Below are 18,837 nucleotides of genomic sequence, written 5' to 3' on the forward strand. Positions count from 1 at the left end.
ATTACCCGGCTCAAAACTAAATCCTAGTAGACTTCCTGCGAAGGTCCAACGTATGCGGGTATTCGTCACCAGGCTCTTCCGCAGGCGGAGCCATCGGGCGTGGAACCTGTTCGTGCTCATAGAATGTCCTGAGCGCGCTGAAGGCCGGCGGAGGGATCAACGCCCCCTGGGTGAAGCCATGATCCCAGAAGCGGTTGACGCGCCGGGCCTCAGCTTCATTGCTGTTAACCGGCCGCGTGTCGTAGTTGCGCCCGCCGGGATGGCTGACCCGATAGCTACAGCCGCCAATGGAAAGCCCGTTCCAGGTATCGATCAAGTCAAACACCAGTGGCGTATTCACCCCCAGCGTCGGGTGCAGCGCCGACGGCGGTGCCCAGGCCCGATAACGAACCGCACCGACCATCTCCCCTTGCCTGCCGGTCGAGCGCAGCGGCACGCGGCGGCCGTTGCACGCCAGCACATAGCGGCCTTCCGTCATCCCCGACAGGCGAACCTGAATGCGTTCAACGGAAGAGTCCACATAGCGTGAGGTCCCGGACAGCGTCACTTCCTCGCCCAGCACGTGCCACGGCTCGATGGCCCAACGAAGCTCCAGCTCAATATCATCAATTTGCTGGCGACCATAATGCGGGAAACGGAACTCCTCAAACGGTAGCAGCCACGCCAGTTTGAACGGATAGCCATGCCGCTGCAGGTCATCCACGACCTCTTTGATGTCCTGCCAGACGTAATGCGGCAACATAAATTTATCATGCAGCTGGGTGCCCCAACGGACCAGCGGCTTGTGATACGGCTCATTCCAGAAACGCGCTACCAGGCAGCGGAGCAGCAGCAATTGCACCAGCGACATGCGCGCGTGAGGCGGCATTTCAAAGCCACGAAACTCCAGCAGCCCCAGACGGCCGCTGCTGCTGCCCGCGGAGTACAGTTTGTCGATGCAAAACTCTGAGCGATGGGTATTCCCGGTGACATCCACCAGCAGGTTGCGCATCAGCCGGTCCACCAGCCATGGCGTATCAACCAGCCCTTCCGGCATATTCTGGAAGGCGATCTCCATTTCATAGAGGACTTCATCGCGCCCTTCATCCGGGCGCGGCGCCTGGCTGGTTGGGCCGATAAACATTCCGGAAAATAAATACGACAGGCCGGGATGATGCTGCCAGTAGGTTACCAGGCTGCGCAGCAAGTCAGGACGCCGCAGTACCGGGCTGTCGGCGGGCGTAACGCCGCCCAGGGTCACGTGGTTACCGCCCCCGGTGCCGGTGTGGCGCCCATCAAGCATAAACTTCTCGGCTCCCAGTCGGGTCTGGTGCGCCTGCTCATACAGCGTTTCAATATTATGAACCAGCTCGTCCCAGTGGCTGGCCGGGTGAATATTGACTTCGATAACGCCAGGATCTGGCGTCAGCAACAGCTTCTGCACGCGGGGATCTTTCGGCGGTTCATAGCCTTCAATCACCACCGGGAGATGCAACGCGCTGGCCGTTGCTTCGACCGCGTGGATCAGGGCGACATAATTCTCCAGATGAGTGACCGGCGGCAGGAACAGATGAAGCTTGCCCTCGCGCGGTTCGAGGCACAGCGCGGTGCGGACCACGCTCTGACTGCCGTTAGCGGTCGGTTTTTGTTGCTGCTGGGCCTGCCGGGCAGCGGGAGCGGCCACCGTCTCCCCAAGCGTAAAGACAGGCAGCGGTTCACGCGGCTCGAAAGGATCGCGTTCGCTGACGCGATCGTCCTCGGTAAGTGCCGGCAGCGAATTAAGCGGCAGGCGGTAGCCCATGGCGCTGTCTCCGGGGATCAGCGTGATCAGCCCGCCACGCATCGGCCAGTTGCTACTGCGCCACTGTTGGCCATCAAACTCAACGGGCAGAATGTAGCCCGTTGCGCTTTCTATCCCGCGGCTAAGTAAACCTGCCAACCGTCGCCGTTCGAGGTCATCATCGAGATTCGCCTTCCTCGGATCGGCCCCTTCCGGTAGCCCGCGCTCCAGCCACAGATAGTAGAGCGCATCTTCATAGGCAGGTTGCAGAAAACCGGTATCAACGCCTAACTGGCGACACAGTGTCTGGCCAAAGCGCTGCGCATCAGCGATGTCGTGACCGTAATCCCGATCGACGCGGGCCGCAAGCTGCGGATCGTGCCACAGCGCCTCGCCGTCGGTGCGCCAGAAACACCCCAGCGCCCAGCGCGGGACTTCCTCACCCGGATACCACTTACCCTGACCATAGTGCAGTAATCCCCCGTGACTGAACTGCGCTTTTAGCCTCAGCAACAGATCTTTGGCGAGACGTAATTTGTCCTTGCCCAGCGCTTCGGTATTCCACTGTGGGGAATCCATATCATCGATGGAGATAAACGTCGGCTCGCCCCCCATGGTCAGGCGGACATCGTTGGCCTGCAGCTCAACGTCAACGGCGCGTCCCAGCGCATTAATGTTCTGCCATTCATCTTCGCTGTAAGGCCGCGTGACTCGCGGATCTTCATGAATGCGGGTGACGATGTTGGTATAGCTAAATTCACATTCGCACGGGTCGGTTGCGCCGGTAATCGGGGCCGCAGACTGCGGGTCGGCCGTGCAGGCTAAAGGAATATGCCCTTCACCGGCGAACAGGCCGCTGGTCGGATCCAGCCCCACCCAACCGGCACCGGGAAGATAGACTTCGCACCAGGCGTGCAGATCGGTGAAGTCCTGTTCCGGGCCTGACGGACCGTCGAGCGCCTTCACATCGGCAGTCAGCTGCACCAGATAGCCGGAAGCAAAGCGTGCTGCCAGCCCCAAATGCCGCAGTATCTGCACCAGTAACCACGAAGTATCCCGACACGAGCCTTTTTGCAACATCAGGGTTTCCTGGCAGGTCTGCACGCCAGGCTCCAGGCGAATACCATAATCAATTTCGTTGGCCAGCCGGCTATTGAGCTGCACCAGGAAGGTCACGATGGGCACCATTTCTTCGCAATCAACGCTGTCCAGCCAGGCATCCAGTTCCGGACTCTGCTCGGTTATCTTCAGATACGGCGCGAGTTCTTCCTGCATCAAGGCATCATAAGCAAAGGGGAAATGTTCGGCATACTCTTCAATAAAGAAGTCGAAGGGGTTGATCACGGTCATATCCGCGATCACCTCCACGGCAAACTCAAGGCGTTTCATTTTTTCCGGAAACACCAGCCGCGCCTGATAATTGCCGAACGGATCCTGCTGCCAGTTAATGAAGTGGTCCTCGGGCGTCACCTTCAGGGAGTAGCCATGAATATGGGTACGTGAATGCGGTGCAGGCCGCAGGCGCAATATATGCGGCGCCACGTTGATCAAACGATCGAACTCGTACGTCGTAGTATGTTGAATCGCAACCCGGATGGTCATACGGCATCCCCTTGCAGGAAATGAAACCAGTTATCGGTAATCAGGTGATGAAGCGCGATCAGGCTAAGCTGAACCTCATTAAGGTACTGGCTGAATTCGCGGTTCAGATCGTGTGAATTATCGACGCCGCGGGTTGCAAGCAGAAGACTGTCGATGTGATCGGCAACGGCAGAGGCCCGCGGCAGTTCAGCGGCGGCCAGCTTGATTTGCTGCAGGCAATAGCGCTGCGAGCGGGGAAAATGGCCATCGGTGAGCAGCAAAGTGACCACCAACGAGCCTTTAATCGAACAGCGCATCACCCGGCGAAAGCTGAGATAGGCGCTTTGCGATTTGAGCACCTTAGACCACACCACCTGGCCTAGCTTGATGCTCTCTTCCTCACGCGCCTGCATCATCAAGGAGTTCGCGGCGTCCAGAATGCGCGTATTCATATCGGCGCGTTCGAGATAGCGCCCCATGTTGAGAAAATGCCAACCGGCATCGCGACTCATCGACCCGGTCAGCAGACCGATAATTTTCTGGCAGCCTTCAATAACGGTATTAAGGTAAGTATGCCGTTCGGAGCGGTTGATCCCCAGGCGGATATTCTGTCTGGCGTAAAGATCCAGCTCATTAATCAGCTCCCACATTTCGCCCGGCACCACATCGCGGCTGGTCCGGATATTTTCACGGACCATTTTTAATGACGACAGCAGCGAATCGGGGTTGCTCTCGTCGGCCAGTAGAAACTTCAGGACATTGCGTTCGTCTTTAATCTTATAGCGCTGGCTAAACAAAGCGACGCCGCTGTTAATTTCAATCAGGTTATACCAGGAGACGGCGATATCGCGTGGCAGATCGTAAAGCAGATCATCATACACGCTGACTAACCGCGCGATATTCTCCACGCGCTCCAGATAACGCGCGCTCCAGTACAGGCGCGCCGCAACTCTTGATAGCATGTTCATTATCGTTTGCTCTCCACGATCCAGGTATCCTTACTGCCACCGCCCTGCGATGAGTTAACAACTAACGAACCTTTTTTCATCGCCACCCGCGTCAGGCCGCCGGTGGTCACGTAGGTCTCTTTGCTTTGCAAAATAAACGGGCGTAAATCAAGGTGGCGCGGCTCGAGATAATCTTTGGCGATGAGCGCCGGTGCGGTGGAGAGCTTCAGCGTCGGCTGAGCAATATAATTGCGGGGATTTTCCTGGATCAGTTCAGCAAACATCTGCTGCTCTTTTTTGGTCGAGTGCGGCCCAACCAGCATGCCATAACCGCCGGATTCGTTGGCCGGCTTCACCACCAGCTTATCCAGATTCTGCAGTACGTATTCGCGGTGGTCATCGTTCTGGCAGAGGAAGGTTTCAACATTCGGGAGAATCGGCTCTTCGTCGAGATAGTAACGAATCAGGTCCGGCACATACGCATAGACCACCTTGTCGTCCGCCACTCCGGCACCCGGCGCATTAGCCAGCGCCACGTTTCCGGCTTTCCAGGCCCGCATCAGGCCAGGCACGCCGAGAATCGACTCAGGATGGAAGACTTCCGGGTCGAGGAACATATCGTCAATGCGCCGGTAAATGACGTCCACCCGCTCCGGGCCATAGATCGTTTTGGTGTAGACGCAGTCGTCGTCGCCGACAAACAGATCGGCCCCCTCCACAAGTTCAACCCCCATTTGCTGGGCCAGGAAGGCATGCTCGAAATAGGCGGAATTATAAATCCCCGGGGTCAGCACCACGATTTCCGGGCGTTCAATCTGCCGCGGCGACAGGGCCGTCAGGGTTTCCAGCAGCTGTGCCGGATAGGCATCAATCGGTTTGATATCGTCACTTTCAAACAGTTCAGGCAGGACGCGCTTGGTAATGGCGCGGTTTTCCAGCATATAGGAGACGCCGGAGGGAACCCGCAGGTTATCTTCCAGGACGTAGAACTGCCCGGTTTCATCCCGGACTAAATCGGTGCCGCAAATATGCGCCCATACGCCATACGGCGGTTTCATGCCGACACACTCGGGGCGGAAATTTTTCGATTCCTTAATGATATATTCGGGAATAATGCCATCTTTGATGCACAGTTGTTCATTGTACAGGTCATTGATAAAGCGGTTCAGGGCGGTAAGGCGCTGCTTCAGGCCGGTTTCGGCGATTGCCCAGTCTTTGGCATCAATGGTGCGGGGAATAATATCGAATGGCCAGATCCTGTCGATATTCCCTTTATCGGTATACACCGTAAAACTAATGCCCATTTCCTGGATCGTCGCTTCTGCCGTCAGTCGACGTTTTTCCAGTTCATCTGGCGGCAGTGAATCAAGGCATTGGATCAATCGCTGTGCGGAAAGGCGGGGATTACCCTCATGGTCGATCAGCTCGTCGAAATAGACATCGGCTTCGTAGTTTTTTATGAGTTTATGCATCAGCATTGTTCCTTGTTAAATAGCCGATCGTGGCAATAGTTACTTCACCTATACGGAACCAGCCCCCTTTGATTTGCCTGAAATAGTGAATGCCGTTATCGTCAGTCTCACAAAGATAAGCATAAAGCATGCCATTGATTATTGCATTTAATATCAATGAGATAAAAACGTCACCGTCGTCGTATTCACTGACAGGCTGCATCATTATGATGCAGGGAAATTTCAGTGGGGCACCAAAATAAGACAGTGCTTTTACTTCTGACTGACGGCCTGATAGCCCCATCACTTTTACGTACCGGAGCGTGTTTATGAGCAGTAAAAGCAGCGTATTTCGCCTTCTTCATGATTCCGGCACTATCTTTGTCATTCCCAATCCGTGGGATGCGGGAACCGCCAGAATACTTGAGCGCATGGGGTTCGCGGCGCTCGCCACCACCAGCGCTGGCCTGGCCTTTTCTCTGGGGATGCCTGAAGGTCAGGTGCCGTGGCAACAGATGATTGACCATTGCCGGACGATCGCCCAAGCGACTTCCCTGCCGGTATCTGCGGATCTTGAAAAAGGCATCGGCGACAGTCCGCAGAGCGCAGCGCAAACCATTAACATTGCCGTGGCGGCCGGGCTAGCAGGTTGTTCCCTTGAGGATCATACCGGCCATGCAGAAAAGCCTATCTTCGATATGGGCCTCGCGGTCGACAGAATTGCAGCGGCAGCGGAATCACGTGATGCCTGCGATCCTGATTTTGTCATTACCGCCCGCGCGGAGAATTTCATGTGGGGATATCGGGACCTCGATGCGACTATTCTGAGGCTGCAGGCATTTGAAAAAGCAGGCGCGGATGTCCTCTACGCACCCGGAATTCATGACCTTAAAATGATTAAAACCGTCTGCAGCGCGGTGACTAAACCGGTCAATGTGGTGATGGGATTGCCTGGGAACGTCTACAGCGTTGATGAACTGTCACAGGCTGGCGTGCGGCGTATCAGCGTGGGCGCCTCGCTGGCGAGATATGCCTATGGCGCGTTTATTGAGGCCGCCCAGGAGGTGAGTCGTGATGGCACCTTCTCGTATTCAAAACAGGCCATCAGCTTTTCCGCACTGGAGGCGTTTTTCCGCCCGCCATCGCAATTTTAGCGCTGACTGGATTAACACTCAGAACTTCCGCACCTCAATATTCAGCTTGTTCAGCGCATAATAGAGCTGGCGTGGGGTGATATTGAGCAAACGCGCCGCTTTCGCTTTAACCCAGCCGCTTTTCTCCAGCGCCGTAATAAAGCGATGCCGGATATCATCCTGCGCGTCGCTACCATTGACCGCCATCGCCGCCGGAGCCTGCACATTAGCGGGAGTCCGGCAAGGATCCCATCCGTCAGTCTGTGTTGGCAGCGGCGCGTTTCTCCGCCGTTGACTGTAGTTTTCAATGCGCAGATTCAGCTGTTTGCGCAAGCATCGCCCCTGGATACAGGGCAGTTGGGTAATAACATCGCTCTGACGATGCAGCAGCGCATATTCCAGACAATTTTCCAGATCGCGCTGGTTTTCCGGCCACTGGCAGACGTACAGCGGCGAAAGCGCCTGCGAGTCCAACGAAACCTGAAGGCGATTACGACGATTAAAGCGCTGGAAAAAATCCGCCACCAACTCCGGCAGATCCTCCAGGCGATCGCGCAGCGGCGGAAGCGGAATGCTGGCAACGTGCAGACGGTAATAGAGCGCAGGTAAAAAAGTGCCCTGCGCCACCTGCGCTTCCAGATGACACTCGCTGGCACATATCAGTCGGGCATCTCCGGAGCAGTTGCGGTTATCCACCGGAGAAAGAAAAGAACGCTGCTCAAGCAACAGGAGCAGCAGCTGCTGCAGACGTAATGAAAAGTGGCCAATCTCACTTAAAAATAGCGTTCCCCCTGCCGCCTGCGCTAACGCGCCGGGCACCGATGGCGTGCGCATGGCATCGCCGAGTAACACCTGCAGCACCTCCTCTTCTGCCACATGATCGCAAGCCAGCTTCACAAAAGGCCCCGCTCGCCACGGCGACCCACGATGCAGTGCACGAGCAATAGTGTCTTTTCCGGTGCCGGCTTCTCCGCGCAGCAGAACCGGCGTGTTGACTGGTGCATATTGTTGCAACCGGGCCAGCACCTGTTTCATCGCCGGCGAATGGGCAATCAGCGGCCGGGATTCGCCTTGTCGCGGGGTCGGGCGCTCAGGGGTGTGGATGCTATCTGGAGGGTTACGCGGCATCGTCAGGCTTGCTCCCGAAACTGTTTGTAGTTCAGCCGGTATTTTTCCAGCCTCAGTCCCAGCGCCCGGCGCGTCATATTCAGATGTGCGGCGGCACGTGAGATATTTCCCTGAAACATACCCAGCGCTTCGACAATCAGGTCATATTCCACCCGTGACAGGCGCGCCTCCAACCCGTCCTGCTCCGCCAGATGGTCAATAACCGGTTGCAACGACAGCGGCAGATGCCAGGCATTAATGATCCCTTCATCTGCCAACAACACCGCCCGTTCCATCACGTTTTCCAGCTCCCGGACATTGCCGGGCCAGTCGTAGTTAAGCAGCATATTCAATGCCGGTGTGGCGATAGTGGGGATCTCAACCCCCTGTTCACGAGCGAACCAGGCGTTAAAGTGATCGGCAAGAATAAAAATATCGTTCCCGCGTTCACGTAACGGAGGGATGGTCACCGGGAAGACGTTCAGCCGATAGTAGAGATCTTCACGAAACGTCCCTTTCTCGACCATTTCACTGAGATCCCGATGGGTCGCCGCGAGGATCCGCACGTTAACCTGCAGCGTGTCGTTACTGCCCACGCGTTCAAAGCTGCGTTCCTGTATCACCCGCAGCAGTTTGGATTGCGCCGAAGGCGACAGCTCACCCACTTCATCCAGAAAAATCGTACCACCATCCGCCTCTTCAAAACGGCCCGCACGCCGTGAGATGGCTCCGGTAAACGCCCCTTTCTCATGGCCAAAAAGCTCGCTTTCAATCACGCTCTCCGGCAATGATGCACAGTTGAATTTGATAAAGGGGCCCGTTGAACAGTGGCTGTTCTGGTGAATAGCCGTGGCAACCCGTTCTTTACCCACCCCGCTCTCCCCAAGGATCAGTACGGTGGTGCGGGCATGGCTGACTTTGTTTATCAGCTGATATACCGCCTGCATAGCACGGGAATTCCCAATGATATTGGCAGGCTTAAACTTTTCCGCACGTTGGCTGATGGCCGTGCTGTGCGCCCGCAGCACCTTTTTGTGCGCGCGTTCCAGCAGATGGAGTTCCACCGCCTGGGCAATAATGGCCGCAATGACCCGCAGCACCTCCAGATCTAAAAAGCGCAGTTGGACATTGTTGTAAACCCGCTCAATACCGATGGTGCCCATCACCTTTAGACCACGGATAATCGGCACACAAATAAACGAGTGCTGACCATCGCGCTGTTTATCCCAACTGCCGGTACGGTTAAGGAATAAGGGATCGTCGGCAATATGTGGCACCACAATAGGCTGCCGCGTCTCAATCACCCTGCCGGTGATGCCTTCCCCTGGCGCGTAGACCCCTTTTTCAACCTCTTCAGGCGACAGGCCGTAGCTTTCATGGATAAAGATTTGATCGCAGCTGGCGTCATAGAGGGTGATCATCGCGCGGATCACCTGCATATGTTTTTGCATCAGTTCCAGCACCAGCTTCAGGGTTCGCGACAGTTTGCCCTCCGCGCTCACCACTTTGCTGACTTCCGAGAGCAGCGGCATCAGTTCAGAACGGCATTCCCCTAAACGACAGCTGAACGACAGCGGTTCCGTAAGAGGCGACAGTGCCGCGCCGGTCAGGTTAAAAGCTCTTTTCTCAAGGTGCATCGCGTTTCTCCCGATAACCCGATTAATAGACGGTCAGACTCACGAGCAGGCGGCGTTCAACCGCCAGCCTTCGCTGATGCAAAATCAACGCCAGTACAACCTGAAAGGCATGCAATATAAGGATTTGAATTTATTTGATTTTATTCGACCCCTGGCGCGGACAACGGGAGTCAGTGTTCCGCCAGGTACATTATTGTTGGCTTTCGTACATTAGCGTACAGGCACCACCATAACGCTGAGCGTACCGTCGCCGCGCGGGGTAACACGCCAGGCAAAACGTGCCGGGTTCAGCGTGGAAAACCACTTTGGCAGGTGGTCGCAGAGGATCTCCAGCGAGCTAAACTGCTGTTGCTCGAAGAACGGCATCAGCAGCCGCTTCGAGGTGTGCGCTCCGCCACTGTGTAAAGCCGCCAGCAAATCTACACGAAATGCCCCTTCACTCCCGGCGGGCTGGATAAATGGCAGGGGCAGCACCGGCGCAGGTTCAAGTTCAAGTTCAGGTACTGACGGTATCTGCGCGGCGATACGATCCAGAAACACCTCCGGCCTGCCGCTGGTTTTCCACATGGTAAGCCCCATACCGTCTAGCCAGGCCAGCAGCGCACCGTGGATCTCGCTGGCAACAAAATGCCGACATGGCGCCAGTTCAGCCAGCATGGCAAGCGTGCGCTGGCGAATCTGCTCTAGCGTCAGCGACGGTAAGAGCGTAAAGGGAATGCGCTGACCGCGTTGCCACTGTCCCGCATCTCGGGTATAGACATCGACGTAGCCGGACTGCCCCACAGGCGCCGTGATACCCTGTTCATCAACAAATACGGCGATCTTCATGACATGCTCCTGTGCTCAAAAGCCGTGCTGTTTACCCTTCATCGACGTAATCTCGATGCGAATAACCTGCGTCGCCGTCAGGTTTGCGGCTGGAAAGGTGAAGTTTTTGTCGCTAAAGCGCGCCATCAGCTGGTGGAGCATGGCTATTTTTTCCGCATCATCCTCAACAAAATGTGTTTGTCCCAGACCAATGACCGTGCGATGCCGCGCTTCGTAATTACAGGCCAGAGCGTCTTCGACCACCCCACCATATTGGGAGATGGCAAAACAGATTGCCGGGTTTCGTTTCATGATCTCAATTTTGCTGCCTGCACGGGCCGAATGAAAATAGAGGGATGAGCCGTCCCACACGTAGAACACCGGTAGCAGAAACGGCACATCGTTGCTGGATAAGGCGATATACATCACTCTCTCCTGCGACAAAATGGCGTCGAGATCTGCCGGTTCAGTCAGCTCGCGTTCATCCCGACGCATCTCGCCGTGCGGGTGGCCTGGCATTAATGACGTTGTCTGCATCACGGTCTCTCCGCAAGCATGATCTGTTGTGTGCCGATCAACGCGTCGAGAGCGTCGCATAGCGCCAGAATGCGCCGTCCGTCATGTTCATCCGGGACGCCGTGATGGTAATCATCAATCGAACAGATGCCGAAGATGGTATCCAGCGACAGAATGCTCTGGCGTAGCGCGTCGTCAACCGCAACGTGTGCTTCAATACTGTGCAGCAGGCTACGGTAGTTGTGGTTGAGCGGCATATCCCCGTGCAGGGCGCAGAGTGCGATGAGATAACACTCCACCGCAATGGCGCCAACGTTAAATACCAGACTTGCTGACCGGGTCTGATCCACCAGCAGACGCGCCCGGTGATGATAGCCGCGGGCGTGTTGATGACAGCGGCTAAAGCGCTGGTGGTCGCTTTCAAACAGTAACGACGACATAGATTTCCTCCAGAAAAATGGCCGGGGTTGCCCCCGGCTTAAGCTGTGGCGACTACCAGACGTTGAGGATCCACTCTTTATTTTTCTTGTATTCCATATCGGTGAACAGCGTGTTGGCCATCTGCTCAGCGAGCCAGATAGCCCCGGCATAGCCCACCACCGGGTGACGATAATGACCGGCGCGGTCATAGGTGGGAAAACCGACTCTGACCATCGGGATCTGGTTATCGATGGCGGTAAAGCGTCCTTTTGAATGCCCGAGTATCAAATCCAGTTCCAGAGAACCTTCGGTGATGCGCTTCTCCATTTCCCAAAGGTCGGCGTTGGTGACAATCTCCATTGGGTAATCCACCTGCTGTTGCAGCGCCTGGATACGGGGGTCGTTCCCGTATCCGACGTTGTCGTCCCCGAGCAGCAGCAGTACCGGTTTCATCTCAAGGTCGAGACAGAACTCCGCCAGCCCCACCACAAGGTCCGGATTGCCGTAAATCGCCACCTTTTTATCGGCGAGAAACATGTGTACCAGGTCGGTCAGGGCATCGAGAGCAATACCGCGTTCACGCACCAGCGATGGCGGAATCGGTTTGCCGGTCAGGTTTTTGAGGGTTTGCAAAAAGGTATCGGTGTTCCGAATACCAATCGGCGTTGGGCCAATCACCGCAGGTACGTCAAAAGTCTCCTCCAGATAGCGGGCTGCTTTTGCACCTTCATAGCGATTGAGGGCCAGGGTCGCGGTCGCATTCGCGGTACCAACCAGATCGGCAATCGTGGTATTACCGTGGGACACATGGTTGCCGGACGGCATCAGCGGCGAATCAAACCCTTCGATTTCAAACAGGACCGTCGCGTCGATTTCCATTTCTGCCAGCAGATGCTTCAGAGCCGTCACATCCCCTGGATTAACCCAGCCGGTAATCAGATTCAGCTTGCCGTCAGGCTCGCTTTTGCGGGCAAAATATTTCACCATGTCTCGCACGGCAAGGTCGTAACCGCTGATCATGCTGCCAACAAAACTCGGCGTATGGATGGGGATAAGGTGTACTTCCCGACCCGGATATTTCTCCTTCAACAGGCCATCGTTGAGTTTACGTACCACACCATCCACGTCGTCACCGATCACCTCCGTAGAACAGGTCGTTATAATCGGGATAACTTTGACGTGGGGATAGCGCATTAACAGCACATCCACCGCTTGCTCCACGCGGTCAAGTGCACCAAACACCGCACCATCTTCATGAACCGACGACGACGCAATCTCGAAGCTCTCTTTCAGATGCTGGGAAATCAATAAACGGACAAACATCACACAGCCCTGTCCTCCGTGGACAATGCCGATACAGTCTTTAATGCCAATACTGACGTACTGCGCCCCCGCAGGCTGGCAGGTAAAAATGGGATTGATCACCCCGGTGCGATCTTTCGCTTTCAGTTCACAAGACATGGTCCACCCCTCTTAGTAACGCTTATCGGTCAGCTCTGCGTTGAGTGAACCGGTAATAGTCAGGTAGTTCAGGCGCTGATGCAGCGCATCCATCAGCGTGGCAATCCCCTCGACGCTCATCGACTGCAGCCAGACAAAACGCGCGCGCCATGCATCCGCCAGGACCCGTGCATCTGCCCAGTAGCAACGATCGGCGGGGGTTTCCAGGGTGACGGGTTCGTCACACAGCAGCTCACGGGTTTTTCCCAGGACTCCAGCATTCTGTTTTTCCCGGTCCCAGTGGCGGGAGTGAAACTGCCACAGGCAGTGCTTCATGATGTAATCCACCATCTGCTCAATCTGTTCCTCCTGGGTCATACGGCCTCCTGTCGGTCGTGGGCATCCCCTGAAAAATCGGGGTATTCGCGTTGACGCAATTTGGTCACGCTGTCGTAGCCGCCTGTGTATTCACGCATGTCCGGGCTGTTGCGTATCTCATCGCTTAGCCCGGCGTCAGAGAGCATCCGCGCCGTGGCGAAGCCCTGAGTCGTTGGGATTGTGTCCTGGCTGATATCGAGCTGTGCCAGCTGATGGACCGGCGAGTAAATCGCGTTGTAGATATCACGTGCGAAACGCACCCAGCCTTCAAAGCCTTTATAAGGGCCATTGTGATAGGCATGCGCGTTGAGGTACGGCACACGAATTTTCTTCGCCACTTCGCCGGGACGCTTACCGGTAAAAATAACGTCCGGTTTGAGGGTGTACATCGCCTCCAGCGACTCCAGTTCATTAGGGTCGTCGATTGCGAGCGCGCCGGCTTCACAGCGGGCAATCCCCTTTTCCATATCGCCCTGGTGGCCGAATTTGGTATACAGCGAGACCACTTCCACGCCCATCTCTTCATGGATCACATGTGCCCAGTGCCACAGCTTGGAGCCCCCCGGCCAGAGGCAGACTTTTTTGCCTTTCAACCGTTCCCTGTACCAGTCCAGCTCAGGTTTCCAGCGCGCCACTTCTTCATCGATAATCGCCTGCGCGCGATCCTCTATCCCGAAGAAAAGGCCGATTTTACGCAGTGAGTCGGACAACGGCCCGAAGCCAAAACCGTCGATATCCAGACGCGGAATACCGTAGCGCACGCGCAGTTCATTGCAGATATATTCCGCTGAGCGGGCGCACTCGAGGACGTTGAGATGCGCTTTGTGCATCGCGCGCAGGTCGTCATACGAACCATTTCCGGTAAATGTCGAGAGTACCTGGATCCCCATTCGCTTGAAGAAATCGACCATCACTTCCTGGTCGCCCTGAATGTTGTACTCCCCCACATAGTTAATGACGTAATCGCTGGTTATCACGGGCTCAACGGTACCCACTTTCTGGTTAACCCAGGCGATATTGATTTTGTGGTGCCCGCCTGATTGACTGGGGCCAGCAAAGCCCGGCGAGTTACAGACGAAAATATCGACATCCGGCCGCTCGTCCATGATCTCCTGGGCAATCGCCGCGATATCATCGCCAATCAGGGCCGAGGCGCAGGTCTGATAAATAGTCATGCGTTTGATCGTCGGGTGGGCATCAAAGGCTTCAATAATGTTATTACGCAGGACTTTCTCCGCGCCAAAAACAATATGCTTTTCTTTCATATCGGTCGCGAAGGTGTATTTCAGCTGGAAGTTATCGTTATCGCTGATATAACGTTTGGTCTGCCACGTATCATACGTACAGCCCACCGGGCCGTGACTAATATGAATCACATCTTTCATTGGAGTGCCAATAACATGCTTGGCCCCACAATATGCGCACCCACGTTCTGAAATAGTCCCCGGAATGGTATTCAGATACCCTAAGGGAAGTGCCGAGGTAATATCCTCACCTTCCCCTTTTACAACCGCGTGTTGTTTACGTTCAGGAATGCATTTGCTGCACTCAAATTCATGGTAAGGCATATCACTCACCCCATCTGATAAGTCTGGCTATATACCGGGGTATTAACCCAGGAGAATCAATCCATCATGCCGTATTTGACAACCATCTTTTCCAGCTGATCCATAGATAAAGGACGGGGGATCACCAGATCGTCATTTTCAATAATCTTGCGTCCCAGTTCACGGTATTCCTGAGCCTGGTTAGCATCCGGGTCAAATTCAGTCACCGTTTTTTTATTGAATTCGGCTTTTTGTACAATATTGTCGCGCGGGACAAAGTGGATCATTTTGGTACCAATCGCCGCGGTAAACTCCTCCAGGAACTCCCGCTCGCCGTCAACATTCCGACTGTTACAGATGATGCCGCCCAGCCGAACGCCGCTCTGTTTGGCGTACTTCACCAGCCCCTTACAGATGTTGTTGGCGGCATAGATCGCCATCATTTCACCGGAAGCGACAATGTATACTTCCTGTGCTTTACCATCGCGGATAGGCATCGCGAATCCGCCACACACGACGTCGCCCAGAACATCGAAGAAAATAAAATCAAGGTCATCGGCGTAGGCCTTATTATCTTCCATCAGGTCGATCGCCGTAATGACGCCACGACCGGCGCATCCCACACCTGGCTCCGGGCCGCCAGATTCGACACAACGAATATCAAAGCAGCCAGTTTTCACCACCATTTCATTGGTTATTTTCTCTGCCCCCTGATCGCGTAACACATCCATTAATGTTTCCTGCGGCTTACCGCCAAGAATAAGACGAGTAGAATCCGCTTTGGGATCGCAACCATGAATAAAGATTTTTTTCCCGTGAAAATAGGCTAACGCCGCGGCGGTATTTTGCGTGGTGGTGGATTTACCAATCCCCCCCTTGCCATAAATGGCGAGCTTGCGAGTCATTTTCTTTCCCCTATAAAAATAAGTCGATTTGGTCATGCTATTTCTTACCATTTCTCTGCGTTTGTAATTTGCAATACCAGGGCCAGAATGACTCGCACGAATTAAAATAATAAAAATAGCACCTAAGTGAATGAGTTAATGCGCTTTTTAAATTTTAAGAGAGAACATGACGGGGATGAAGATGATTACGCATGATAATAACGCTGTTCCGTCCGGTACTATTCCTGATTAAGGCTGTACAAAATCGTGGATACCGGACATGGAACACGTTAAATCAGAGCATATGTGCGGGGGGCCAGGTGCTGGTCCTGACCGGCACCTGGCGCGGTACGGCGATTAAACCCGGTTTTGATCCACAGGTTCAGCGAGGACGCAATTCACCGTACTTGTAAGCGGCAGTAGCGCCACCGTCTATCAGTAGATCGCTACCGGTGACATAGGTGCCGTTTGGCCCAAAAAGGAATTCTGCCAGGGCGGCGATTTCATCCGGTGTGCCCCCGCGGCCTGCCGGGGATTTTGCCAGCATATCACGATAGAAGGCGCCCCTTTCCGGGCTGTTAAGCTCGTCATAAGCCAGTGGCGTAAACACGATACCGGCGCTGATGCAGTTAATGCGCGCACCACGTTTACCCCACTTCACCGCTTCCGCCATTACGCGCAGCGCATTGCCGCGTTTAGATATCTGGTATGCATAAAGGCTGTCCTCGATTGCTTTGACCAGCGGCATGTCGAGCAGCGCTTCTGGCGACAAGGTCGCCAGATCGTCGGCCTGAGCCTGCGTCAGCGCATCAACGGCGAGGCGATGACTGGACTGTGAACCAATCACCACGGCGGAACCACCAGGCGCAATAACCTGACCAAACTCTTCAAACAGTACGGCACTCCCGTATAAATCCACCCGCAGCAGATCCTGCGCTGTGGCCTGAGAAGGCGATAGTCCCGCAGTGTGGATAATCCCTTTAACCTCCCCCAGCGCGCAGGCGGTTTTTACCAGGTCTTGTATCGACTGGCGTGAACGGACATCTACCGTGGTGAGACTGACCTCAAATCCGGCACGGGACAGGGTATTTTCAGCCTGCTGCGCGTTCCCGACCTGAATATCAGCCAGAAGAATATGTTTACCCACGCTCACACGACGGGCAATCGCCTGCGCTATCGCGCCGCTGCCAATAACGACAATTACGTCTTTCATCTTAACTCCTGATGCTGAGGAAATAGCGGTGACCAGACCGGCGGTGGCTGAAGAGCCTGCCTCTGGCGCGGTCAATGTGTTCAGCATAGCGGTTAGTGCAGGAGGCGGTAAGTAGGCACAGGGGCATGCCCTTATGAGCGTGGTTCATTAATGCACGGTGGAAAATCAAAAATGAAATGATCATGTTAATCCTCTGATCTGCCCTGTTTTCCTGCGCCCCCGGTAAGATTTTCAGGTTTATTTCTGGTCGATACAAAAATAAGCGTACTAGTATTGGTTATCGTTTACCTTTTGCATTAAATTAGAAACACCGGTACAACAACATACTATCTATTCCAGATACCGTATCTACCCTCTGCAAGTCGCCGTTTTTAAGCCTCATCCTATACGTGTAGTCCAATCCCCACAGAAGAATAAGGCATCACTGATGTTGCTATCCTGTGATCCAGGTAGAATTAGCCCTGTTGCAACGAACTGGATTTAATGTACTAAAGAATATATGCATTATTATGTTGTTGATAAGAAATGTTGGTTAGCGAAACTCTACCCCGCCCGCACATCAATAACTCGCAATATATATCAAGTCCACATCAAGTTATTACGACGAGGTGAATAAAAACACCTCGCCGTAAATATGCTTTAACGCAACCAACGGGCTCTCAGGTCTGATTGGTTTACGGAGATGATGAAAACATTAATGAATGTCGTTAACTCATCAAATTTACCTTTAACACTAACTTATTATTGGATTTATATATGAAAAAGATTGCTTTGATCTCCGCGATTACCACGATTCTGTCTTTCAGCGCACTGCAGGCCGCACATGCCGCCGATGGCGTAATTAACTTCACCGGTAATATTACCGGCACCGCCTGTGTTGTCGATCCTTCGACTATTGCGCAGCCGGTTGACCTCGGCACCGTATCCACCAGTGCGTTCGCTGGCGGCACCGGTACCACTGCTGCGGCTAAACGTTTTAACATCGTACTGACCTCTTGCCCGGAAAGCATTTCCAGCGCCAGCATCCGTTTTGATGGCGTCACCGACAGCGCCAACGCTTCGATTCTGGCTCTGAGCAATGGTCAGACTGCCACCAACGTTGGTGTCGCACTTTATGAGCAGGACAGTACCACGCTGATCCCGGTGGGTTCTTCCTCTGCCAGCGTCGCGTTACAGGAAAATGTCGATAACACCCTGACCTACTTCGCAAAATACATGGCAACCGGTGCAGTGGGTGTCGGTACCGCGAACGCCTCAACGGCCTTTACCGTTATCTATCAGTAATCATTAAAAGGGCCATTCGTGGCCCTGAACTCTTCTTTCAGGATATCTTATGTTTGCAAAAGTATTGAACACCGCCGCGCTTGGCTCGCTGTTTGCGTCCTCACTTGCCTTCAGCGGCGTTGAAATTGGCGGCACCCGTTTGGTGTATAACGGTAATGCCAGTCAGGCATCCATTAGCGTGAAAAATCCGGATAATAAACCGTACCTGATCCAGTCGTGGGTGAGTAAAAATGAAAATAGCGACGATGGTGACAGCGTATTCTCCACCACCCCGCCATTATTTAAGCTCAATCCGCACACCCAGAACTCGGTACGCGTGACGTTAACCAACAAGACCGTCCCTCAGGACCGGGAAAGCGTTTACTGGCTGAATATTAAAGCCATACCGTCTTCATCCGCAGATGCGAAAAATGAATTATTAATCGCAGTAAAAAGTAAAATGAAATTATTTTACCGCCCAGTAGGATTAAAAGGCGATCCTTCGCTGGCATATCAACAGTTAACTTTTGCACAGCAGGGAAATAAGTTAACTGTTCATAATCCATCGCCCTTTAGCGTGTCGCTTTACAAAGTAAAGGTAAATGGAAAACCGTTAGCCAAACCACCAATGGTTTTACCTTTGCAAACGGTAACCTTGCCTCAGTCTGTCACCAAAGGTGATGAAATATCGTGGAGCGCGATTAATGACTTTGGAGGCATAACGGCTGATTATAAATTTAAAATGTAGGTTAGA

General features: G+C 54.2%; 17 protein-coding genes. 3 read left to right on the plus strand and 14 right to left on the minus strand.

Annotated elements, in window-relative coordinates:
- Window positions 1-16: 16 nt before the first annotated feature.
- From ACMYSO_RS02200 to ACMYSO_RS02215, 4 genes are read right to left on the minus strand one after another with little or no spacing between them, the layout of a single operon-like run.
- A complete protein-coding gene (locus ACMYSO_RS02200) occupies window positions 17-3,361 on the minus strand; it encodes a DUF2126 domain-containing protein (RefSeq protein WP_434669057.1) in 3,345 nt (1,114 codons plus the stop codon).
- Window positions 3,358-4,302, minus strand: a complete 945-nt coding sequence (locus ACMYSO_RS02205) for an alpha-E domain-containing protein (protein ID WP_434584672.1) — start codon at window positions 4,300-4,302, stop codon at window positions 3,358-3,360. The genes ACMYSO_RS02200 and ACMYSO_RS02205 overlap by 4 nt, the downstream gene beginning before the upstream one ends.
- 5 nt (window positions 4,303-4,307) lie before the next feature.
- Window positions 4,308-5,759, minus strand: coding sequence for a circularly permuted type 2 ATP-grasp protein (locus tag ACMYSO_RS02210; protein WP_434669058.1), 1,452 nt, complete (start codon window positions 5,757-5,759; stop codon window positions 4,308-4,310).
- Window positions 5,752-6,045, minus strand: coding sequence for a hypothetical protein (locus ACMYSO_RS02215; RefSeq protein WP_434669059.1), 294 nt, complete (start codon window positions 6,043-6,045; stop codon window positions 5,752-5,754). The genes ACMYSO_RS02210 and ACMYSO_RS02215 overlap by 8 nt, the downstream gene beginning before the upstream one ends.
- A gap of 22 nt (window positions 6,046-6,067) precedes the next feature.
- Between ACMYSO_RS02215 and ACMYSO_RS02220 the strand changes: the two genes are divergently transcribed.
- A complete protein-coding gene (locus ACMYSO_RS02220) occupies window positions 6,068-6,892 on the plus strand; it encodes an isocitrate lyase/PEP mutase family protein (protein ID WP_434669060.1) in 825 nt (274 codons plus the stop codon).
- Window positions 6,893-6,910: 18 nt separating this feature from the next.
- Here the strand turns inward: ACMYSO_RS02220 and ACMYSO_RS02225 are convergent, their stop codons facing one another.
- The 10 genes from ACMYSO_RS02225 to ACMYSO_RS02270 all read right to left on the minus strand — a co-directional run bounded on the left by ACMYSO_RS02225 (window position 6,911) and on the right by ACMYSO_RS02270 (window position 16,820).
- Window positions 6,911-7,999: a sigma 54-interacting transcriptional regulator gene (locus ACMYSO_RS02225; RefSeq protein WP_434669061.1), complete on the minus strand. Its 1,089-nt coding sequence runs from the start codon at window positions 7,997-7,999 to the stop codon at window positions 6,911-6,913.
- A 2-nt stretch (window positions 8,000-8,001) separates the two neighbouring features.
- Window positions 8,002-9,615 (minus strand): sigma-54 interaction domain-containing protein, encoded by a 1,614-nt coding sequence (locus tag ACMYSO_RS02230; protein WP_434669062.1) that lies wholly within the window; start codon window positions 9,613-9,615, stop codon window positions 8,002-8,004.
- 210 nt (window positions 9,616-9,825) lie between these two features.
- Entirely contained in the window at window positions 9,826-10,443 is a 618-nt protein-coding gene (locus ACMYSO_RS02235; protein ID WP_434669063.1) for a Fe-only nitrogenase accessory AnfO family protein, read from the minus strand.
- Window positions 10,444-10,458: 15 nt separating this feature from the next.
- Window positions 10,459-10,959, minus strand: coding sequence for a pyridoxamine 5'-phosphate oxidase family protein (locus ACMYSO_RS02240; protein WP_434670715.1), 501 nt, complete (start codon window positions 10,957-10,959; stop codon window positions 10,459-10,461).
- Entirely contained in the window at window positions 10,959-11,378 is a 420-nt protein-coding gene (locus tag ACMYSO_RS02245) for a hypothetical protein (RefSeq protein ID WP_434669064.1), read from the minus strand. The genes ACMYSO_RS02240 and ACMYSO_RS02245 overlap by 1 nt, the downstream gene beginning before the upstream one ends.
- A gap of 52 nt (window positions 11,379-11,430) precedes the next feature.
- Entirely contained in the window at window positions 11,431-12,819 is a 1,389-nt protein-coding gene (anfK, locus tag ACMYSO_RS02250) for a Fe-only nitrogenase subunit beta (RefSeq protein WP_434669065.1), read from the minus strand.
- A gap of 12 nt (window positions 12,820-12,831) precedes the next feature.
- Entirely contained in the window at window positions 12,832-13,176 is a 345-nt protein-coding gene (anfG, locus tag ACMYSO_RS02255) for a Fe-only nitrogenase subunit delta (protein ID WP_434669066.1), read from the minus strand.
- A complete protein-coding gene (gene anfD / locus ACMYSO_RS02260; RefSeq protein WP_434669067.1) occupies window positions 13,173-14,744 on the minus strand; it encodes a nitrogenase iron-iron protein, alpha chain in 1,572 nt (523 codons plus the stop codon). Before anfD ends, anfG begins: the two co-directional genes overlap by 4 nt.
- A 56-nt stretch (window positions 14,745-14,800) precedes the next feature.
- Window positions 14,801-15,628, minus strand: coding sequence for a nitrogenase iron protein (gene nifH / locus ACMYSO_RS02265; RefSeq protein ID WP_174509387.1), 828 nt, complete (start codon window positions 15,626-15,628; stop codon window positions 14,801-14,803).
- A 361-nt stretch (window positions 15,629-15,989) separates the two neighbouring features.
- Window positions 15,990-16,820: an SDR family oxidoreductase gene (locus ACMYSO_RS02270; protein ID WP_434669068.1), complete on the minus strand. Its 831-nt coding sequence runs from the start codon at window positions 16,818-16,820 to the stop codon at window positions 15,990-15,992.
- A gap of 756 nt (window positions 16,821-17,576) precedes the next feature.
- Between ACMYSO_RS02270 and ACMYSO_RS02275 the strand changes: the two genes are divergently transcribed.
- Together ACMYSO_RS02275 and ACMYSO_RS02280 are read left to right on the plus strand one after the other, a co-directional pair.
- Entirely contained in the window at window positions 17,577-18,104 is a 528-nt protein-coding gene (locus ACMYSO_RS02275) for a fimbrial protein (RefSeq protein ID WP_434669069.1), read from the plus strand.
- 49 nt (window positions 18,105-18,153) lie between these two features.
- Complete coding sequence (locus ACMYSO_RS02280) at window positions 18,154-18,831, plus strand: fimbrial biogenesis chaperone (protein WP_434669070.1); 678 nt, start codon at window positions 18,154-18,156, stop codon at window positions 18,829-18,831.
- The last annotated feature ends 6 nt before the right edge of the window (window positions 18,832-18,837 follow it).

This window comes from Klebsiella sp. B345 (assembly GCF_051131735.1).
GTDB lineage: Bacteria > Pseudomonadota > Gammaproteobacteria > Enterobacterales > Enterobacteriaceae > Klebsiella.

Bases quoted from the DNA above. Each gene is read 5' to 3' on its own strand.
- ACMYSO_RS02200 (WP_434669057.1), bottom strand. From the start codon at position 3,361: ATGACCATCCGGGTTGCGATTCAACATACTACGACGTACGAGTTCGAT.
- ACMYSO_RS02205 (WP_434584672.1), bottom strand. From the start codon at position 4,302: ATGCTATCAAGAGTTGCGGCGCGCCTGTACTGGAGCGCGCGTTATCTG.
- ACMYSO_RS02210 (WP_434669058.1), bottom strand. From the start codon at position 5,759: ATGCATAAACTCATAAAAAACTACGAAGCCGATGTCTATTTCGACGAG.
- ACMYSO_RS02220 (WP_434669060.1), top strand. From the start codon at position 6,068: ATGAGCAGTAAAAGCAGCGTATTTCGCCTTCTTCATGATTCCGGCACT.
- ACMYSO_RS02225 (WP_434669061.1), bottom strand. From the start codon at position 7,999: ATGCCGCGTAACCCTCCAGATAGCATCCACACCCCTGAGCGCCCGACC.
- ACMYSO_RS02230 (WP_434669062.1), bottom strand. From the start codon at position 9,615: ATGCACCTTGAGAAAAGAGCTTTTAACCTGACCGGCGCGGCACTGTCG.
- ACMYSO_RS02235 (WP_434669063.1), bottom strand. From the start codon at position 10,443: ATGAAGATCGCCGTATTTGTTGATGAACAGGGTATCACGGCGCCTGTG.
- ACMYSO_RS02240 (WP_434670715.1), bottom strand. From the start codon at position 10,959: ATGCAGACAACGTCATTAATGCCAGGCCACCCGCACGGCGAGATGCGT.
- ACMYSO_RS02245 (WP_434669064.1), bottom strand. From the start codon at position 11,378: ATGTCGTCGTTACTGTTTGAAAGCGACCACCAGCGCTTTAGCCGCTGT.
- anfK (WP_434669065.1), bottom strand. From the start codon at position 12,819: ATGTCTTGTGAACTGAAAGCGAAAGATCGCACCGGGGTGATCAATCCC.
- anfG (WP_434669066.1), bottom strand. From the start codon at position 13,176: ATGACCCAGGAGGAACAGATTGAGCAGATGGTGGATTACATCATGAAG.
- anfD (WP_434669067.1), bottom strand. From the start codon at position 14,744: ATGCCTTACCATGAATTTGAGTGCAGCAAATGCATTCCTGAACGTAAA.
- nifH (WP_174509387.1), bottom strand. From the start codon at position 15,628: ATGACTCGCAAGCTCGCCATTTATGGCAAGGGGGGGATTGGTAAATCC.
- ACMYSO_RS02270 (WP_434669068.1), bottom strand. From the start codon at position 16,820: ATGAAAGACGTAATTGTCGTTATTGGCAGCGGCGCGATAGCGCAGGCG.
- ACMYSO_RS02275 (WP_434669069.1), top strand. From the start codon at position 17,577: ATGAAAAAGATTGCTTTGATCTCCGCGATTACCACGATTCTGTCTTTC.
- ACMYSO_RS02280 (WP_434669070.1), top strand. From the start codon at position 18,154: ATGTTTGCAAAAGTATTGAACACCGCCGCGCTTGGCTCGCTGTTTGCG.